Genomic DNA, 19393 nt, shown 5'->3' with positions numbered 1-19393 from the left:
GCGTCGTGCGACGGGCCGTGCGCTGCCGTCGACGAAACGAAGGTGAGCGCTCAGTTGAGCGGCGGTTCGGCCACCGGCCGGCGCACGCTGAGTGCCGTGCCGGCCGCGGCCACGATGATCGCCACGATCGCCAGCCACTGCAGCAAGCTCAGGTGTGTTCGCCGAGGAAGCCCACGCCGGCGAGCGCCGCGATGGCCGGTTCCAGGCTCAGCAAGGTGCCGAAGCTGCGCGTGGGCAGGCGGGTCAGCGCCAGCATCTCCAGCGAGTACGGCAGGGCCGAGCTGAGCACGGCCACACCCAGCGCCAGCGGCAGCAGCGCCGGCGCGAACAGCGCACTGCCTGCGTGCGCGACCCCGAACGGAATGGCCAACAGCGCTGCGATGCAGGTGCCCAGGGTCACCGTGTCCGCGCCGTGCACCGCACCGGCCTTCTGGCCCAGCACGATGTACAGCGCCCAGCCCACGCCGGCGGCCAGCGCGTACATCACGCCCACCGGATCGAGCGCCTGCGCCTGCCCGCGCAACGGCAACAGCAGGGCCAGTCCCGCCAGCACCAGGGCGATCCACGCAAAATCCAGCAGCCGGCGCGAGCCGAACAGCGCCAGCGCCAGCGGCCCGGTGAACTCGAGCGCCACCGCGATGCCCAGCGGGATCGTGCGCAGCGACATGTAGAACACCAGGTTCATCGCGCCAATAGACAAGCCATAGCCCCACAGCGCACGCGTATCGCGCACTCGTCGTGGCGAGCGCCAGGGCCGCCGCACCAGCAGCAGGATCAGCGCACCCAGGCCCAGCCGGCACGCCGTGGCGCCCTGCGCACCGATCAGCGGAAACAGCTGCTTGGCCAGCGCGGCGCCGCACTGGTACGACACCATGCTGACCAGCAGCATGGCGACCGCGAACAACACCGGGGCGTAGTCGGAACGTGGGGACACGGGTGGGGGCCGACGGGGACAACGGTGGCCATGATGCCTGCGACGGAGTCGGCCGCCTACTGCCGGCAACCGGTCACCGCGCAAGGCACGTCAACGACGACGCCACGCCTCAGTGGCGCGGCTCGTGGCCGTCGTCGCCGCTGTCGCCAGCGCCGAGGCCCACGCCCATGCCGCCCGCGCCGCCCCCCATGCCCTTGCCGCCGCCCCTGGCGCCATCCTTCGCACCACCATCGCCCTTGCCACGCGACGCAGGCATCCGGGTCGGACCCTGCTGCGGGATGGCCAGGCCAGAGGGTACCGGCTCCAGGTCCAGCACCCGGCGGATGAAGTTGCGCAGCGACGCGACCAGCTCGGCCATGTGGGCGGGACGCCCGGCGACCATGTCCGCGGCGGCCTTCGCCGCCAGCTGCACCTGTTCTTCGGTGCCCAGCAGGATGATGTCCGACAACGCCGCCTCGACCGCATCGCGGATGCGGCGCGAACGGTCGCTGCCGGCGCCTTCGTGGCCGGTCGGTTCAGCCGCCGCATCGCCGCCCGGCTCGGGCCGGCGGCGCAGGTCGCGCAGATGGCTGGGATCGACCGCGAGATTGCCGGTGAAGGAGCCGCCCAGCGTCTTGTACGCGGCGATCAGCGTGCGCAGGCGTTCGTTGATCTGCCGGTTCTCGCGCTCGCGCCGCTGCTGGATCGTCTGCATCGCCAGCAAGCGGATGCCGACGCCGATCAGGGTGATCACCGCCAGCCCGAACAGGGTCGACAGCAGGGTCTGCCAGGAACTGAAATCCAGGTTGCGCATGGGTGGGCTCCGCAGACTCGAGGGCCCAGTCTATTGCCTCCGGCCCACGGCCTGCAGCGTGGCGCGCCCGCCCTCAGCTTCCCGAGACGAGCTTCAATCCGATGACGCCCGCCAGGATGAGCGCGATGCAGAGCAGCCGCAGCGGCGCCATGGAATCACCCAGCACCACCATGCCGAGAATCGCGGTGCCCGCCGCACCGATGCCGGTCCACACCGCGTAGGCGGTCCCCACCGGCAGGGTGCGCAGCGAGAACGAAAGAAGAAACACGCTCGACAAGCCGGTGCCCACGGTGAACAGCGCAGGCAGCCAGCGCGTGAAGCCTTCGGACCACTTCATCCCGAGGGCGAAGGCGATTTCGAAGATGCCGGCGACGCCGAGCAGTAGCCATGCCATGAGTCATCGACTCCGTTTGTGGATTCGCCGGGTGTCGTGGCCTGGCGAATGGGGTGAGCTCCCCGCGCGCGGCAGGGCCGCGCACGGGGCCGGTGGCTTGCCTCAGGCGATCGCGGCAACCGCCGCCGGGGTCGACCGGAACGCGATGCCGAACCGGTTGAACGCGTTCATCAAGGCGATCGCATAGGTGAGATCGGCGAGCTCCCTGTCGCCGAATTCGGCGGCGACGGCCTCGTAGTCGGCATCGGGAACGCCGGTGTCTGCCGCGCGCGTCACGGTTTCCGCCCAGGCCAGTGCACGGCGTTCGCGGGCACTGAACAGCTTGCCGGCGTCGCGCCATGCCGGCACCAGGACAAGCTTGTCCACCGCCAGGCCGGACTTGAGCAGGTCGCGGGAATGCATGTCGATGCAGTAGGCGCAGCCGTTGATTTGGGAAACCCGCAGGTAGACGAGGTCGACCAGCTCCCTGGGCAGGCTGCTTTTCTGAAGCGTGAGGTACACCCCGCCGAAAGCCTTGTAACCCTCGGGGGCGGCCTTGGCGTAGTCGATGCGGCTGGTCATGAGGAATCCTTGCATGCGTTGATGAAGGACTTCATCGTGCTGCATCTTGGCCTACATCGTGAGAGCCATGATTGCGATTTCATGCTGGGCCATGTTCTTTCGCCCGGCCGAGTGCCGCCTTCTCACATCAGCTTCACCAGGCGCCGCGCCAGGCCTTCGGCGGTACGCCGGGAATCGATGTTGGTGAAGTTGAGCAGCAGGGCCGAGGCGCCCTTGCCGCCCACGAACCAGTCGGTCAGCGCCTCGCCGTACAGCCCCTCTTCGTGCATGCGCGCAACGAGGCGGCGGTCCGACCGTTTGCCCTGCAGGCGCAGGATCAGATGCATGCCGCCCGGCTGCGGGTCGATGCGCACATGTTTCCCCAGCACGCTCTCCAGGCCGGCGGCGGTCGCTTCCCGACGCTCGGCGTAGAGCTTGCGCATGCGCTGGACATGCCGCGCGAAGTGTCCTTCGCGCATGAAGGCCGCGACCAGCGCCTGGCTGAGCTGCGGACTGCCACCGGCGAAGGCCTGGCTGACCTGTTCGAACCGTTCGACCTGCGTTTCCGGCACGACCAGATAGGCCAGCCGGATGCCCGGAAACAGCACCTTGCTGAAGGTGCCCGCATAAAGCACCCGGCCATCGCGATCCAGGCTCTTCAACGCCGGCAGGGGACGGCTGACGTAGCGGTATTCGCCGTCGTAGTCGTCCTCGACGATCCAGGAGCCGGTTCGTGCCGCCCAGTCCAGCAGCGCCAGTCGTCGAGGCAGCGACAGCGACACGCACAGCGGACTCTGATGCCCCGGCGTGACCACGGCGGCGCGTGCCCGCGGCGCGCTCTTCAATCCATCGGCGACGATCATGCCCTCCCCGTCCACCGCCACCGGGACGGACGTCATCCGCATGAGCCGCAACAACTCCCGCGTGGGCGGGTAACCGGGGTTCTCGAGCCAGACGCGATCGCCCGCCTTCAGCAGGGCATGGGCGATCAGCTCCATGCTGTGGCGGTAGCCCGACGTCACGAAGACCTGCGACGGCGAGCAGTCGATCCCCCGCGACACCTGGAGATAGGTGGCGATCTCGCCGCGCAGGTTCGGCAGGCCGCATACCGGGGGATGCACCATGTCCGGAGGCTGCATGGCGCGCACGCAGCGCGCGCCCAGGCGCGCCCAGATCTTCCGGGGAAACGCATCGAGGGCGGGCAGGCCCATCTGGAACGGCAGGATCGAATCGGGGCGGAAACTGGTCGTGGCAACACGGCTGTCGGATCGGCGCACCGTGCCCGCCACGGGCGCCTGCAGCCGGAGGTCCGGCGTCACCACGGTGCCCGCCTGGCCGCGGGCCTGGATATAGCCTTCGGCAGCCAGCAGCGCATACGCCGTCTCGATCGTGCCTCGGGCCAGCCCCAGTTCCGTGGCCAGCGCGCGCGCCGATGGTATCCGGTCACCCGGCTTCAGCAGCCCGCTGGCGATGGCGCCCCGAAGCCGGTCGTAGATCTGCCGGTAGAACGGTTCGGCCGCCGCCGGGTCCAGCGGCGAGATGGTGCGGCTTTTCGCGACGCGCATGGCTCGGTCCATTCCGCAGGTGGTTCGCGAACGAATGTACCACCGCGCGTCGCGACGGCGGCAATCATGGCCTGATCAAAATCTCCATTCATGGACCTTGGAGGCAGGCCATGCCATGCCTAGCATGAAGGCTCCATCGCGACATCACGGAAGCGGCTCATGAAAATCCTGCACGTCACCTGCAGCCCGCGCGGGCAAGACTCCGAAAGCCATCGGCTCTCGCAACGGATCATCGGATCACTGCGGCGGATCGTGCCGGCGTCCACGGTGATCCGCCGGGACATCAGCGGCAGCGCGCTGTCGCCCATCGACGAGGACTACGCCGTTTCCCAGCAGGCGACGGCGGACATCTCCGACGCAGGCACGGCCGCCCGCTCCGACGAGCTGATCCGTGAGCTGGAAACTTCCGACATCGTGGTGATCGGCACGCCGATGCACAACTTCACCGTTCCCGCCGCGCTGAAACTGTGGCTCGACCACGTGGTCCGGGTGCGTCGGACGTTCGATGTCGGCAGGGACGGAAAGGTCGCCCTGCTGAAGGACCGTCCAGTCTTCGTCGCGGTGTCCTCGGGTGGAAGATTCTCCGGCCCTGGCGCGCGCCAGCCGGATTTTCTCGTGCCGTATCTGCAAGCCATCCTGGGCATGATCGGGCTGCACGAGCTGACCTTCTTCTCCGTTCAAGGGACGGCGTTTGGCCCCCACGCCGTCGCCGAAGCCCGCGCCAGGGCGGAGCAGACCATGCAGGATCACTTCTCGACCGCGGTCCCGTCCTGCACATGAAGCTGCGCCGTGGCGGCGCCAGCGCGATCGACAGCGATCGGTCGCTCAACGTCCCTCGGCGCAGGCCTTGTGCCGGAAGCAGCCCACCAGGTGATCGTTGATCATCCCGGTGGCCTGCAGCAGCGAGTAGCAGATGGTGGTGCCCACGAAGCGGAAGCCGCGCTTCTTCAGCGTCTTGCTCATGCGGTCGGACAGTTCGGTGCTGGCCGGCACCTCGGCCTGCTCGTGCCAGCGATTGCGCAGCGGCTTGCCGTCGACGAAGGACCACAGCCAGACGTCCAGACTGCCGAATTCTCCGATCACCTTCTGCGCGGCGACGGCGTTGTCGCGGACCGAGGAGACCTTGAGGCGGTTGCGGATGATGCCGGGATCAAGCAGGCATTTTTCCAGCTCGCGATCGGTCATTGCGGCCACCCGGGCGATCTCGAAATCGTGGAAGGCCTTGCGGTAGTTGTCGCGCTTGTTGAGCACGGTGCGCCACGACAGGCCGGCCTGGGCGCCTTCCAGGCAGAGGAACTCGAACAGGCCGCGGTCGTCGTGCAGCGGCGTGCCCCATTCGGTGTCGTGGTAGTCGCGCATCAGGGCGTCGCCGGCGGCGGCCCATTGGCAACGGTGCGGTTCGGTGGTCCTGGTCATGGCGGGCTTGTGCTCACGAGGTGCCGCACAAGCTAACCCAGCCCGCTAGACTTGTCGCCCCATCCGCCCCCGGTTTCCCATGTCGCCCTCGCCCTCACGCGGCGCACTGTCCGCGCTGTTCGTCACCATCCTGATCTGGGCGTACAGCTGGGTCGTGATGAAACAGGTGCTGGCGTATGCCGGCCCGTTCCATTTCGCGGCGCTGCGTTACCTGCTCGGCGCCGCCGTGCTGTTCGGCGCGCTGCTGCTGTCGCGGCAATCGCTGCGGCCACCGCCGCTGTTGCCCACCCTGCTGATCGGCCTGTGCCAGACCACCGCGTTCCAGGGGCTGGAGCAATGGGCGCTGATCGGCGGCGGCGCCGGCCATGTGGCCCTGCTCGCCTACACCATGCCGTTCTGGGCGGTGTTGCTGGCCTGGCTGGTGCTGGGCGACCGGCCCACGCGACGCCACTGGATCGGCGTGGGGCTGGCGGCGATCGGGCTGCTCTGCATCATCGAACCGTGGCATGACCTGGGCAGCGCGCTGAGCACCACGCTGGCGATCGCCGGCGGCGCGGCCTGGGCGGCCGGCACGGTGCTCAGCAAGCGGATGTTCCAGCGGCACGCGCCGTCGGTGCTCAACCTCACCGCGTGGCAGATGCTGCTGGGCGGCGTGGTGCTGGGCGCGATCGCGCTGGCGGTGCCGGAGCGGGCGATCGAGTGGAACGCGGCCTTCGTCGCGGGACTGGCCTACAGCGTGCTGCTGGCTTCCAGCCTGGCCTGGTGGCTGTGGTCGATCGTGCTGCAGCGGCTGCCGACCACGGTGGCCAGCATTTCCAGCCTGGGCGTGCCGATCGTCAGCGTGCTGCTGGCCTGGCTGATCCTGCACGAGCAGCCGTCGATGATGGAGCTGCTGGGCATCGTGTTCGTGCTGGCCGGGCTGGTGGCGGTCAGCGGCGTGGGTGCGAAACGCCGCGCCTGATCACCACGGCAACGCGGCGAGATCCACGTTGCCGCCGGTCAGCACCACGCCGACGCGCTTGCCGGCGAAGCGTTGCGGCTGCTGCAGGATCGCCGCCAGCACGGTGGCGCTGGACACTTCCACCACCTGCTTCAGCTCGGTCCACAGCAACTGCATGGCCGCGATGGTCTCCGCGTCGCTGACGGTGATCACCTCGACATGATGAGCGCGCAGCGCGTCGAGGTTGCGCTCGCCGATCAGGGCGCGCAGGCCGTCGCAGACGGTGTCGGGCACCACGCTGGTGACCCGCGTGCCCCGGGCCAGCGAACGCGCCGCGTCGTCGGCGCCCAGCGGCTCGGCGCCGAACAGCGCCAGCGCCGGGTCGAGACCGTGGGCGGCGATCGCCACGCCACTGGCCAGGCCGCCACCACCGACCGGGGTGATCAGCGCGTCCAGCGCGCCGGCCTGCTGCAGCAGTTCGAGGGCGAGCGTGCCCTGCCCGGCCATCACCCGCGTGTCGGCATACGGATGCACCAGTTCGGCGCCGGTGTCGCGCTGCACTTCGGCGCACTTCGCCTCGCGGGCCGCCTGGGTCGGCGCGCAGCGATGCAGGATCGCGCCGGCGCGCTCGATCGCCTCCAGCTTGGCGCGCACCGCGCCCTCGGGCACCACCACGTGGGCGGCGATGCCGCGGGTGGCCGCGGCCAGCGCCAGCGCGTTGCCGTGGTTGCCGGAGGAATGGGTGACCACGCCGCGCGCCGCCGTGGCGTCGTCGAGCGACCACACGGCATTGCAGGCGCCGCGGAACTTGAACGCGCCGCCACGCTGCAGGTGCTCGCCCTTGAAGTGCAGCTCGGCGTTGGCCAGCGCATCGAGCCGGGCGCTGCGCAGGACCGGGGTGGGTCGCGCGTGCGGGGCGATGCGCGCGGCGGCATCGCGGATGTCGTCGAAACACGGCAGGGCATCTTTCACGATTCGATCTCCACGCCACAGCGGAAAATGCGCTCGGCGCCCGGCTCCAGCCGGATCGCCGCGGCGCATTCGGGACGGTTGAAGGCGTCGGCCATGCATTCCATCGGCTCCAGCGCGATCGCGCGGCGCGCATCGCGGCTCACCGTGTCGGCGGTGAACGCGTGCATCACGCCGCGCTCCTGCCACACCGTGACAGCGAAGCCGCTGGCCGGATCGGCCAGGCGGGTGCGGATGCGGCCATCGGCGTCGGCCGCCAGGTCGGTATAGCCCTGGTCGAGGATGCTGTCGCCGATCAGCCGCGGCCGGCGGAAATCCAGCGCCGGCGCATCGTCCAGCGGTACATACGCCTCGGCGCCGGCCAGCGCGATCAGGTCGGCGCCGGTGCGGATCAGGGTCTGCGCGGGAATCTGCAACTGCCAGTCGTCGACCTCGCCATCGGTTACGCGGAAGTACGGGTGCCAGCCGAAGAAGCACGGCGCCGCGCTGTCGCCGACGTTGCGCATGACGGCCTCCAGGCCGAGTCCGGCGTAGTCGAGGGTGAACGTCACCGCCAGGTCGATCGCATGCGGATAGCCCGGCTGCGGGCGGATCGCGCTGGTGCGCAAGGTGACCCGGGCGGCATCGTCGTCCGCACCCAGATCGGCGACCTCGAACACCGCGTCGCGCACGAAGCCGTGGCGGCTGGCCCGATCGGCGCCAGTGACGCCCGGATCGAGATCCTGCGGCTGGCCGTCGAAGTCATAGCGCGCATCGGCGATGCGGCCGGCGAACGGCACCATGATCGCGAAGCGCGAACCCGGCCGGTGCACGATCTCGCTGGCGTCTTCATAGCCGGCGGCGAGGTCGCGGGTTGTGCCGTCGACATCGGCCTCGAAGCTGAGCAAGGCCGCACCACGTCGCGCGATGCGGATGCAGCGGCCGCCGTCGACGTCCGTCAGCACCACGATGTCCTGATCGCCAAGGCGGCTGAGCCGGGCGGTGTAGCGCGTCGCACCCATGGGATTTTCCTGTGGTTTAACAGGTGCATGGTATCCTTTTCGATCCCCACGCCCCATCTCTATCCCATGCATGCACTCCCCGAGCAAGCCGCCCCGGCCTTGATCCGTCTTTGCGACTACCGTGCGCCAGCCTGGCGCGTGGAGACGGTCGAACTGGATTTCGACCTCGGCATCGACGCCAGCGAACTGTGTTCGCGCCTGCGCCTGCGCCGCGACCCCGCCCAGGACGCGCCGCTGCGCCTGGATGGCGAGGACCTGCAGCTGCTGTCGATCAGCCTGGATGGCGTGCCGTTGCCCGCCACCGCCTACCGCTACGCCGACAACGTGCTGGAAGTCGACGGCGCCCGCGACGGCAGCGTGCTGGAGACCCGCGTGCGGCTGCGCCCGGCGGCGAACACCGCACTGGAAGGCCTGTACCTGTCCGGCTCGCGCGAGGCCGGCTTCCTGCTGACCCAATGCGAGGCCGAGGGTTTCCGCCACATCACCTTCTTCCCCGACCGGCCCGACGTGCTGTCCAGCTACACGGTCACCCTGCGTGCCGATCGCGCGCGCTTCCCGGTGCTGCTGGCCGGCGGCAATCCGGATGGCGCCGGCGAACTCGAGGGCGGCCGGCACTGGGCGCGCTTCGTCGATCCGCATCCCAAGCCGAGCTACCTGTTCGCCCTGGTCGCGGGCCGGCTGGACATGATCGAGCGCGACTACGTCACCGCCGACGGCCGCGCGGTGCAGCTGAAGATCTGGGCCGAGGCCGACGCGATCGACCGCTGCCACTATGCGATGGATGCGCTGGAACGTTCGATGCGCTGGGACGAGCAGGCCTACGGCCGCAACTACGACCTGGACGTGTTCCACGTGGTCGCCACCCACGATTTCAACATGGGCGCGATGGAGAACAAGGGCCTCAACATCTTCAACGCGAAGTGCCTGCTGGCCGATCCGGATTCGACCACCGACGACGAATACCGCCACGTCGAGGCGGTGGTCGCCCACGAGTACTTCCACAACTGGAGCGGCAACCGCGTCACCTGCCGCGACTGGTTCCAGCTGAGCCTGAAGGAAGGGCTCACCGTGTTCCGCGAGCAGAGCTTCTCGGCCGACATGAACTCGGCGCCGCTGAAGCGGATCGAGGACGTGTCGCTGCTGCGCCGCGCCCAGTTCCCCGAAGACGCCGGCCCGCTGGCGCATCCGGTGCGCCCGGCGCAGTACAGCGAGATCAACAATTTCTACACTGCCACCGTCTACGAGAAGGGCTCGGAGCTGGTGCGCATGCTGGCTGGTGCGCTGGGTCAGGACGGCTTCCGTCGCGGCATGGACCGGTATTTCGAGCGCAACGACGGCCGCGCCGCCACGATCGAGGACTTCCTCGCCGCGCTGGGCGAAGCCAACGACACCGACCTCACCCCGTACCTGGCCTGGTACGGCCAGGCCGGCACGCCGCGACTGAAGGCTCACGGCCAGTACGACGCAGCCGCGCATACCTACACGCTGAGCCTGGGCCAGCGTGCGCCCAGCGGCAACGGCGCGGAGGCACGGCCGCCGCTGCCGATCCCGGTGAAGCTGGCGCTGTTCACCCGCCACGGCGACATGCTGCCCCTGCATCTGGACGGCCAGACGTCCGGACCATCGAACGAGATGGTGGTGGTGCTGGACCAGGCCGAACGGGACTTCGTGTTCACCAACGTGATCACCGCGCCGGTGCCGTCGCTGCTGCGGGGCTTTTCCGCGCCGGTGGTGCTGGAGTGCGACTACGCACCGGATGAGCTGGCCCTGCTGCTGGCCCACGACATCGACGGCTTCAACCGCTGGGAAGCCGGCCAGCAACTGGCGGCGCGTGCCTACGAGAACCTGCGCGACGGCAACGCGTCCGACGCCTTGCTGGCCTGGTGCGATGCGCTGGCCTCGCTGTTCGGCAACGCCACGATCGACGACGCCTTGCTGGCCGACCTGCTGACTCCGCCGGGCGAGGTGGAACTGGCCGAGCGCGAGTCGGCGATCGATCCGCAGCGCATTCACCAGTTGCGCCAGGAACTGCAGCAGCGGCTGGCCGCGCGCCTGGGCGCCGACGCCCTGCGCCAGCGCTACGCCGCGCTGGCCGCGCACACCAGCATCGCGCTGGATGCCGTCAGCCAGGCGCGTCGCCGGCTCAAGCGCCGCGTGCTGGAGTTGCTGGCCTTGCTGGACCGTGACGGCGCGGCCGAGCTGGCGGCCGCGCAGTTCCGCGACGCGCCGGGGATGACCGATCGCCTCGCCGCGCTGTCCGTGCTGGTGCGCAGTGGCGCGCCGCAGGCGTCCGCAGCCCTGCTCGAATACCGCGCACGTCATGCCGGCGATGCGCTGGCGCTGGACAAGTGGTTTGCGGTGCAGGCGCAATTGCCGGGCGAGCCCGCGCTGGAGCGCGTGCAACTGCTGGAGCGCGACGACGCGTTCACGCTGAAGAATCCGAACCGGGTGCAGTCGCTACTGGGTGCGTTCGTGCGCAACAACCCCAGCGGCTTCCATCGCATCGATGGTGCCGGCTATCGCCTGCTGGCCGAGCGCCTGGTGTCGCTGGATGCGCTGAACCCGCAAGTCGCGGCGCGACTGGCCACGGCGTTCAACGGCTGGCAGCGGCTGGAACCGCGGCGGCGCGAGGCGGCGCGGACGGTGATCGTGAAGCTGGCGGCGCATCGCGGGCTGTCCCGCAATCTCGCCGAAATCATCGGCAGCGTGTTGAATCACTGACCGTCGACGGGGTGCCGCGCAGTGGGGCTGCCCCGGTATCTCGCCCTGCGGTGCGTGGTGGTGTCACCACGCACGTGGGCGGGGTTCTTCATTCAGACGGCCAGATGATCGAGCGCATCCAGCAGGCTCTGCATGCGCGATTCCAGGTCGGGCTGCAGCGCGTCACGCTCGCTGTCATTGCGGTCGTACAGCTCGTCGATGTCCATTTCGACCTGGCCCAGTTCGACCAGCAGGTCATGATGCGGATAGACGGGTTGGAAATCGAAGCTCATGTCCATGACATATCCCCTTCGTGGTTGGTAGCGAAAGGAATGCAACCGCCATGCCATGTGTGATGTTCGTCACAGTTTTTCCGGGCATGGATCACACGACTGACGCAGCACGTCATCAGCTGCCGCGGTCCGGCACAAAATTCCTTTTCAGTCACCCTTTGTTCACGCATTTTCGGTGACTATCGACCCGCACCACGAGACGGCAGACGCTGCTTTCGTTTCAGCGAATTTCCGGTTTCTGGCGTTCGGCAATACGGTCATCCTGGATTCCCCCTGTTCCTGAGACCGCCGAGCGCCAGATCTAAAAGCACGAGGCCCCGCGGCTACCACCGCGGGGCCTCGTCATTTGGGCGATCCGGCAGTGCGCACGGCCGTTCGGACTGCACAAAAGACGACGGCACCCCGAAGGGTGCCGTCTTGCTTCCTTTCCCGGTACGCGATCGAACCCCTGTCAGTTCGATCTCGGCGCGCGTAGTCGCGCAGCGTCTGCCCTGGAAAGTGCTGACGCAGTCTAAGCAGGAAGCGTGCCATCCATCGGTTTCGGCTCACAAACCCTTGATGGCGTTACCATGTCGCCCCGTTTCGTCACTTTCTGCACGCTCAGGTCAGTTTGATGCACCACCCGACCCGTTACGACGTCATCGTGATCGGCGGCGGCCATGCCGGCACCGAAGCCGCGCTGGCCGCCGCCCGCACCGGCGCGCGCACCCTGCTGCTCAGCCACAACATCGAGACGATCGGCCAGATGAGCTGCAACCCGGCCATCGGTGGCATCGGCAAGGGCCACCTGGTCAAGGAGATCGACGCGCTGGGCGGTGCCATGGCGCATGCGGCCGACCGCGCCGGCATCCAGTGGCGGACCTTGAACGCGTCGAAAGGCCCGGCGGTGCGCGCCACGCGCTGCCAGGCCGACCGCGCCCTGTACAAGGCGGCGATCCGCTACATCGTGGAAACCCAGCCCAATCTCGAATTGTTCCAGCAGGCGGTGGACGACCTGATCATCGAAGGGGAACGCGTCTGCGGGGTGGTCACCCAGATGGGCCTCACGTTCAACGCCCGCAGCGTGGTGCTCACTGCGGGCACCTTCCTCGCCGGCAAGATCCACATCGGCCAGGCGCAGTACGCGGGTGGTCGCGCGGGCGATCCGCCGGCCAGCACGCTGGCGCAAAAGCTGCGCGAACTGCCGGTGGCCGCCGACCGCCTGAAGACCGGCACGCCGCCGCGGATCGATCTGCGCAGCATCGATTTCAGCGGCCTCGACGAGCAGCCCGGCGACACGCCGGCACCCGTGTTCTCCTACCTCGGCTCGCGTGACGAACACCCGCGCCAGGTCAGCTGCTGGATCACGCATACCTCCGAGCACACGCACGAGATCATCCGCGGCGCGCTGGACCGCTCGCCGCTGTACACCGGCCAGATCGAGGGCGTGGGCCCGCGCTATTGCCCGTCGATCGAAGACAAGGTGGTGCGCTTCGCCGAGAAGTCCTCCCACCAGATCTTCATCGAGCCGGAAGGGCTGGACACGTTCGAGATCTACCCGAACGGCATCTCCACCTCGCTGCCGTACGACGTGCAGCTGGCCCTGGTGCAGTCGATCAAGGGCTTCGAACACGCCCACATCACCCGCCCCGGCTACGCGATCGAGTACGACTACTTCGATCCGCGCGGCTTGAATCCGTGGCTGGAGACCAAGGCGATCCCCGGCCTGTACTTCGCCGGCCAGATCAACGGCACCACCGGCTATGAAGAGGCCGCCGCGCAAGGCCTGATCGCCGGCCTCAACGCGGCACTGTCGGTGCAGGGCAAGGCGCCGTGGTATCCGCGCCGCGACGAGGCGTACATCGGCGTACTGATCGACGACCTCACCAGCAACGGCACGATCGAGCCCTACCGCATGTTCACCTCGCGCGCCGAATACCGGCTGCACCTGCGCGAGGACAACGCCGACCTGCGCCTCACCGAACGGGGTTTCGAGCTGGGTGTGGTGGCGCAGGCGCGCTTCGATGCCTTGCGCGTCAAGCGCGACGCGGTGGAGCGCGAACTGCAGCGACTCGGCTCGCTGTGGATCTCGCCGACGAATGCGCTGGGCGCGGCCGTGCAGCGGCAGCTCGGCATCGCGGTCACCCGCGAGACCAGCGCCACCGACCTGCTGCGCCGCCCCGAACTCGACTACGCCAGGCTTGCCGAGGTCGCCGAACTGGGCCCGACGCTGACCGCCGAGGATGTCGTGGCACAGGTCGAGGTGCAGGTGAAGTACGCCGGCTACCTCGAGCGCCAGCGCGAGGAGATCGAGCGCCAGCGTCGCCAGGAGCACCTGCCGATCCCGGCCGGGTTCGACTACGACAAGGTGCGCGGGCTGTCCGCCGAAGTGCTGCTGAAGCTCAAGCGTTCGCTGCCGGCCACCGTCGGCCAGGCCGCCCGCGTCAGCGGCGTGACGCCCGCCGCGATTTCGCTGCTGCTGGTGCACCTGAAGCGCCGCAACGCGGCCTGAGCTTGCGGCAATCGCGGCCGGTCATGGCATCATGCCCACTTTGACCAGCATGGGGAGTGCGCAATGGAGATCTGGATCGGCCGCGACGGTGAACGACATGGCCCCTACAAGGAAGAAGACGTGCGCCAGTGGTTGCGCAGCGGCCAGGTCAGCCCGGCCGACCTGGCCTGGTACGAAGGCCTCGCCGACTGGCAGCCGCTGTCGGTGCTGTTTCCCGACGCGGTGAACGCGGTACCTGCGGCCGCCGCAGGCAGCAACCCATACGCCGCACCTGCTGCACCGCTGCTGCCGCAGACCACGGCCGCCGCGCTGGAAGACTATGCCGGCTTCTGGAAGCGCTTCGCCGCCTACATCCTCGACGCGATCATCCTGTACATCCCGCAGATGCTGATCGAGAAGGCGTTCGGTGGCACCGCGGCGAAGGCCGCGCTGCAGCAGGCGATCCTCGATGGTGCTGGCAACCCTGACGCGATGATGGCGGCCAACGCGCATTACTACGGCACGATGTGGCCGGCGATGCTGCTGATCCTAGTGATGGGCATCCTCTACTTCGTGGTTTGCGAAAGTTCGGCCTGGCAGGGCACGGTGGGCAAGCTGGCGCTGGGCATCCGGGTCACCGACCTGGACGGCAACCGGATCAGCTTCCTGAAGGCACTGGGCCGCTATTTCGCCAAATTCCTCAGCGCGATCATTCTCGGCGTCGGCTTCCTGATGGCCGGCTGGACCCAGCGCAAGCAGGGCCTGCACGACATGATCTGCGGCACCCTGGTGCTGAACGGCCGCGCCAGCGAGTTCAACGGCGCGCCCGCCGGCAAGAAGAACAATTCGTTCAACGCGTGATCCTGGCCTGAATCAGGACAGCAGCGGCGCCGCGGTCGATCCGCGGCGCCGTTTTGTTTGGCGGGACAGCGCCCTCGGGATCACTTGTTATCATCGAGGGTCAGTCCCGTTTATCCGGCGCCGCGCGCCGTTGCAAGGAATCGAAAGTCGCTCATGCAAAGCATCGAACAACGCATCGCCACCGATATCGCCGCCAGCACCGCCCAGGTCCGCGCCGCGGTCGAACTGCTCGACGGCGGCGCCACCGTGCCGTTCATCGCGCGCTATCGCAAGGAGGTCACCGGCGGCCTCGACGACACCCAGCTGCGCCTGTTGGAAGAACGCCTGCGCTACCTGCGCGAGCTGGAAGAACGTCGCGCGGCGATCCTCGCCAGCGTCGAGGAACAGGGCAAGCTCGATGACGCATTGAAGGCCGACCTGCTCGCCGCCGACACCAAGGCGCGGCTGGAAGACCTGTACCTGCCATTCAAGCCCAAGCGCCGCACCAAGGCTCAGATTGCCCGCGAGGCAGGGCTGGAACCGCTGGCGCTGGGCCTCCGTGACGATCCCACGCTGACCCCGGAAGCGTTCGCCGAGCCCTTCGTCGACGCGGAGAAAGGCGTCACCGACGTGCGCGCGGCGCTGGATGGCGCCCGCGCGATCCTGATGGAGTCGATCGCCGAAGACGCTCACCTGGTCGGCGAGCTGCGCGACTGGCTGTGGACGCAGGGGCAGATCCGCGCGACCGTGGTCGAGGGCAAGCAGAACGAGGGCGCGAAGTTCCGCGACTACTTCGACCACGTCGAACCGATCGGCAAGATTCCCTCGCACCGCCTGCTGGCACTGATGCGCGCCCGCAACGAAGGCGTGATCGAGATCGAGCTGGCACCCGCCGCCGACAGCGAGCAGGGCCACGCCGAAGCCGAGGGCCGGGTGGCGGCGCACGCGAACATCCACAACCGCGGCCGCGCCGCCGATGCCTGGCTGCGCGAAACCGTGCGCCTGACCTGGCGCGTGAAGCTGCACCTGCACCTCACCCTCGACCTGTTCGGGCGCGTGCGTGAAGGTGCCGAGGACGAGGCGATCCGGGTGTTCGGCGACAACCTGAAGGACCTGATGCTGGCCGCCCCGGCGGGCGCGAAGACGGTGATGGGGCTGGACCCCGGCATCCGCACCGGCTGCAAGGTCGCCGTGGTCGACGCCACCGGCAAGGTCCTCGCCACCGATACCATCTACCCGCTGGAGCCGAAGCGGCAGTGGAACGAATCGCTGGCCTCGCTGGCGCGGCTGTGCAAGCAGCATCACGTCGACCTGATCTCGATCGGCAACGGCACCGGCTCGCGCGAGACCGACAAGCTGGCCGGCGAACTGATCAAGGGCCTGGCCAAGGCCGACGCCTCGCACACGATCGCCAAGATCGTGGTGAGCGAGGCGGGCGCCTCGGTGTATTCGGCGTCCGAAACTGCCGCCAGGGAATTTCCCGACCTCGACGTCACCCTGCGCGGCGCGGTGTCGATCGCCCGCCGCCTGCAGGACCCGCTGGCCGAGCTGGTGAAGATCGAGCCGAAGGCGATCGGCGTGGGCCAGTACCAGCACGACGTGAACCAGATCAAGCTGGCCCGCGCGCTGGATGCCCGCGTCGAGGATTGCGTCAATGCCGTCGGCGTGGACGTCAACACCGCCTCGGCCGCCCTGCTGTCCCGCGTCGCCGGCCTCAGCGCCAGCATCGCCGAGAACGTGGTCAAGCACCGCGACGCCAATGGTCCGTTCGCCAACCGCAAGGCGCTGCTGAAAGTCCCGCGGCTGGGCGACAAGGCATTCGAGCAATGCGCGGGTTTCCTGCGCGTGCCGAACGGCGACAATCCGCTGGACGCCAGCTCGGTGCATCCGGAAGCCTATCCGGTGGTCGAGCGGATCATCGCCCAGTGCGGCCGCGAGGTGCGCAACATCATCGGCGACACCGGCTTCCTGCGCGGGCTGAAGGTCGAACAGTTCACCGACGAGAAATTCGGCGTGCCGACCGTGCGCGACATCCTCAAGGAACTGGAGAAGCCCGGCCGCGATCCGCGCCCGGAATTCGTGGCGCCGAGCTTCGCCGAAGGCGTCGAGGACGTGAAGGATCTCCGGCCGGGCATGATCCTCGAAGGCCGCGTCACCAACGTGGCCGCGTTCGGTGCCTTCGTCGACATCGGCGTGCACCAGGACGGCCTGGTCCATGTCTCGGCGCTGTCGCATACCTTCGTGAAAGATCCGCGCGACGCGGTGAAGGCCGGCGACATCGTCAAGGTGAAAGTGATGGAAGTCGACCTGCCGCGCCAGCGCATCGGCCTCAGCATGCGGCTGGACGACGAACCCGGACAAACGCGCGAACGCGGCGCCGGCGCAACGGAAGGCCGCGGACCACGCGATGGCCGTCCGCCAAGCCGTGGCGGCCTGCCCAAGCCCACGCCGCCACCCGCCAGCGGCGCCTTCGCGGATGCTTTTGCGAAGGCTCGCAAGAACTGACGTCGATGGTGCAGCCGCAGGCTTTCCGTTACTTTAGTGAAATATCTACGCGGCCCTTCCGGGGCCGCTACTCCAGGAGTCCACGCATGCTTCGCACACGTCATCTGGCCGGCGCGATCGCCGCCGCCATGCTGCTGGCCAACGCCGCGCAGGCCACCGATCGCTCCACGTTCAACCATGTCGTGGTGTTCGGCGACAGCCTCAGTGATGCGGGCAACCTGCCCAACACCGCCGGCGCGTACGACAAGTTCACCACCAATCCCGGCCAGGTCACCGTGCAGAACGTGGCCGACCAGCTGGGCCTCGACCTGCAGCCATCCCGCTTGGGCGGCAGCGACTACGCCTACGGCGGCGCGGGCATCACCACCAACAGCGATCCGGCGCCGCAGATCCAGACCATCACCCAGCAGGTCAACGGTTACCTGGCCAACGGCGCCAAGGCCGATCCGCACAGCCTGTACATGATCTGGGGCGGCGCGAACGACATCTTCTATCACTCCACCCAGTACGGCGTGGGCGTGGTCATCCCCGGTTACGGCGAAACCCTGCAGCAGGCCACGACGAACATCAACGCCGCGGCCACCCAGGAGGTGGCGCTGATCAACCAGCTGAAACAGGCCGGCGCCCAGCACCTGGTGGTGTTCAACCTGCCCAACATCGGCGCCACCCCGTCGGCCCGGGCCAACGAGGCCCTGGTGCCGGGCATCAGCGGCGTGCTTACCGACGTGTCGCAGTCCTACAACCAGATCCTCAATGCGGGCCTGGGCGACCACACGCTGGCGGTGAATGCCTACGCGCTGTTCGACCAGGTGCTGGCCGATCCGGGCAAGTATGGTTTCGTAAACGTCACCACGCCGGCTTGCACCACGTCCAGCTCCCACGACTGCGATGGCACGACCCTGGTCGCCGCCGGCGCGGACCAGAACTATCTGTTCGCCGACGGCGTCCACCCCACGACCGCTGCGCACCGGATGCTCGGCCAGGTGGTGTCGTCCGAACTGGCCGCGCCGCAGCAGATATCCCTGCTCGGTGAAGCACCGTTGTCCGCGATCACCGCCTATGGCCGTGCCCTGCACAACCAGATCCTGCAGGACAGCCTGGGCGAAGGCACCCGCGCCTTCGTCAATATCGACTACGCCCAGCAGCGTTTCGACGCCAGCCCCAGCTCGCCGTCGGTGAACAGCGACAACGCGCACTTCACGCTGGGCTACGACATGCGCGTCAACGAGAACCTGTCCGCCGGCGTGGCGCTGGGCATCGCCCGCGACACCGCGCACATGAATGGCGGCGGTGGCTACCACCTGGTCGACTACTCGGGCCTGGGCTACGTGACGTGGCAGGCCGGCGGCGGCTACGTGGGCGGCATCGTCCATTACGGCCAATCCGACTTCAAGCACATCGAACGCAACTTCCAGGTCGGCGCGGCGCGCATCAGCGAAGTCGGCAACACCGACGGCTCGCATGTCGGTGCCAACATCAACGGCGGCTGGTGGTTCAGTTTCGACGACATCCGCACCGGCCCGTTCGCCAGCTTCGAATGGCAGGACGCGAAGGTCGACGGCTATGCCGAAATCGGCAGCGACGCCACCGCCATGTGGTTCGGCAAGCAGCGCCGGCGCGCACTGCTTGGCAGCATCGGCTGGCGGCTGCAGGGTCAGTGGCAGGTGGCCAACCTGGTCATGTCGCCCTACGCCGAACTGGCCTGGACGCGCGACAGCAAGGCCGACTCCGTGCGCGCGATCAGCACCGGCCTGAACACCATGAACGGCTCGTTCTCGATGGTCGGCTTCGTCCCGGACAAGGCCTGGGGCACGGTCGACCTGGGGCTGTCCGCCCAGCTCACCCCGAAGGTGACCAGCTGGATCGGCTACAACGCCCGCTTCAGCGATACCAGCCAGCGCTACAACGCCTTCAACATGGGCTTCCGGATCAAGTTCTGAGAGGTTGTGATTTTTTCAACCTCGAAGCCCGGCCATGGATGGTCGGACGTGGATGGCCGGACGTGGATCGGTCACGCAAGTGACTGATTCACG

Annotated in this window: 15 protein-coding genes and 1 pseudogene; 7 read left to right on the top strand and 9 right to left on the bottom strand. The window is 68.3% G+C overall.

Going from position 1 to position 19393, the window contains the following annotated elements; all coding sequences use genetic code 11:
- Positions 1-50: 50 nt before the first annotated feature.
- The 5 genes and pseudogenes from rhtA to ASD55_RS01660 all read right to left on the bottom strand — a co-directional run bounded on the left by rhtA (position 51) and on the right by ASD55_RS01660 (position 4226).
- A pseudogene (gene rhtA, locus ASD55_RS01680) lies at positions 51-889 on the bottom strand (threonine/homoserine exporter RhtA).
- 154 nt (positions 890-1043) lie between these two features.
- Complete coding sequence (locus tag ASD55_RS01675) at positions 1044-1727, bottom strand: hypothetical protein (RefSeq protein WP_056763258.1); 684 nt, start codon at positions 1725-1727, stop codon at positions 1044-1046.
- Between the two features lie 73 nt (positions 1728-1800).
- Entirely contained in the window at positions 1801-2121 is a 321-nt protein-coding gene (locus ASD55_RS01670) for a multidrug efflux SMR transporter (protein WP_056763255.1), read from the bottom strand.
- Between the two features lie 102 nt (positions 2122-2223).
- Positions 2224-2682: a carboxymuconolactone decarboxylase family protein gene (locus ASD55_RS01665; RefSeq protein WP_056763253.1), complete on the bottom strand. Its 459-nt coding sequence runs from the start codon at positions 2680-2682 to the stop codon at positions 2224-2226.
- Positions 2683-2804: 122 nt separating this feature from the next.
- Entirely contained in the window at positions 2805-4226 is a 1422-nt protein-coding gene (locus ASD55_RS01660; protein ID WP_056763252.1) for a PLP-dependent aminotransferase family protein, read from the bottom strand.
- A gap of 159 nt (positions 4227-4385) precedes the next feature.
- Here ASD55_RS01660 and ASD55_RS01655 point away from each other — a divergent pair, with 159 nt between their 5' ends.
- On the top strand, positions 4386-5006 hold the full coding sequence (locus ASD55_RS01655; protein WP_056763249.1) for an NAD(P)H-dependent oxidoreductase: 621 nt from the start codon (positions 4386-4388) through the stop codon (positions 5004-5006).
- A gap of 45 nt (positions 5007-5051) precedes the next feature.
- On the opposite strand, the gene ASD55_RS01650 is transcribed toward ASD55_RS01655, so the two are convergent.
- Positions 5052-5642, bottom strand: coding sequence for a DNA-3-methyladenine glycosylase I (locus ASD55_RS01650; RefSeq protein ID WP_056763248.1), 591 nt, complete (start codon positions 5640-5642; stop codon positions 5052-5054).
- Positions 5643-5721: 79 nt separating this feature from the next.
- Here ASD55_RS01650 and ASD55_RS01645 point away from each other — a divergent pair, with 79 nt between their 5' ends.
- On the top strand, positions 5722-6603 hold the full coding sequence (locus ASD55_RS01645; RefSeq protein WP_056763246.1) for a DMT family transporter: 882 nt from the start codon (positions 5722-5724) through the stop codon (positions 6601-6603).
- Here ASD55_RS01645 and ASD55_RS01640 read toward each other — a convergent pair whose 3' ends face one another.
- Entirely contained in the window at positions 6604-7557 is a 954-nt protein-coding gene (locus ASD55_RS01640) for a pyridoxal-phosphate dependent enzyme (protein ID WP_200946063.1), read from the bottom strand. It abuts the gene before it with no gap.
- Positions 7551-8552 (bottom strand): aldose epimerase, encoded by a 1002-nt coding sequence (locus ASD55_RS01635; protein ID WP_056763242.1) that lies wholly within the window; start codon positions 8550-8552, stop codon positions 7551-7553. The genes ASD55_RS01640 and ASD55_RS01635 overlap by 7 nt, the downstream gene beginning before the upstream one ends.
- A gap of 66 nt (positions 8553-8618) precedes the next feature.
- Here ASD55_RS01635 and pepN point away from each other — a divergent pair, with 66 nt between their 5' ends.
- Entirely contained in the window at positions 8619-11273 is a 2655-nt protein-coding gene (gene pepN, locus ASD55_RS01630) for an aminopeptidase N (RefSeq protein ID WP_056763241.1), read from the top strand.
- Between the two features lie 92 nt (positions 11274-11365).
- Here the strand turns inward: pepN and ASD55_RS01625 are convergent, their stop codons facing one another.
- Positions 11366-11545, bottom strand: coding sequence for a hypothetical protein (locus ASD55_RS01625; RefSeq protein WP_235577698.1), 180 nt, complete (start codon positions 11543-11545; stop codon positions 11366-11368).
- A 613-nt stretch (positions 11546-12158) separates the two neighbouring features.
- Here ASD55_RS01625 and mnmG point away from each other — a divergent pair.
- The 4 genes from mnmG (at position 12159) to ASD55_RS01605 (ending at position 19300) form a co-directional block, all read left to right on the top strand.
- Positions 12159-14036, top strand: a complete 1878-nt coding sequence (gene mnmG / locus ASD55_RS01620) for a tRNA uridine-5-carboxymethylaminomethyl(34) synthesis enzyme MnmG (protein WP_056763239.1) — start codon at positions 12159-12161, stop codon at positions 14034-14036.
- A 63-nt stretch (positions 14037-14099) separates the two neighbouring features.
- The gene (locus ASD55_RS01615; protein ID WP_056716569.1) at positions 14100-14876 is read left to right on the top strand and encodes an RDD family protein; all 777 of its coding nucleotides are present in this window, start codon (positions 14100-14102) and stop codon (positions 14874-14876) included.
- A 153-nt stretch (positions 14877-15029) separates the two neighbouring features.
- Positions 15030-17360 carry a Tex family protein gene (locus ASD55_RS01610; protein ID WP_056763236.1) on the top strand — a complete coding sequence of 777 codons (2331 nt, stop codon included), beginning with the start codon at positions 15030-15032 and terminating at the stop codon, positions 17358-17360.
- A gap of 86 nt (positions 17361-17446) precedes the next feature.
- Complete coding sequence (locus ASD55_RS01605) at positions 17447-19300, top strand: autotransporter domain-containing protein (protein ID WP_056763233.1); 1854 nt, start codon at positions 17447-17449, stop codon at positions 19298-19300.
- The last annotated feature ends 93 nt before the right edge of the window (positions 19301-19393 follow it).

The organism is Rhodanobacter sp. Root561 (genome assembly GCF_001427365.1).
In the GTDB taxonomy this organism is placed as follows: Bacteria; Pseudomonadota; Gammaproteobacteria; order Xanthomonadales; family Rhodanobacteraceae; genus Rhodanobacter.
This window is presented reverse-complemented; position numbering and strand designations above follow the sequence as displayed.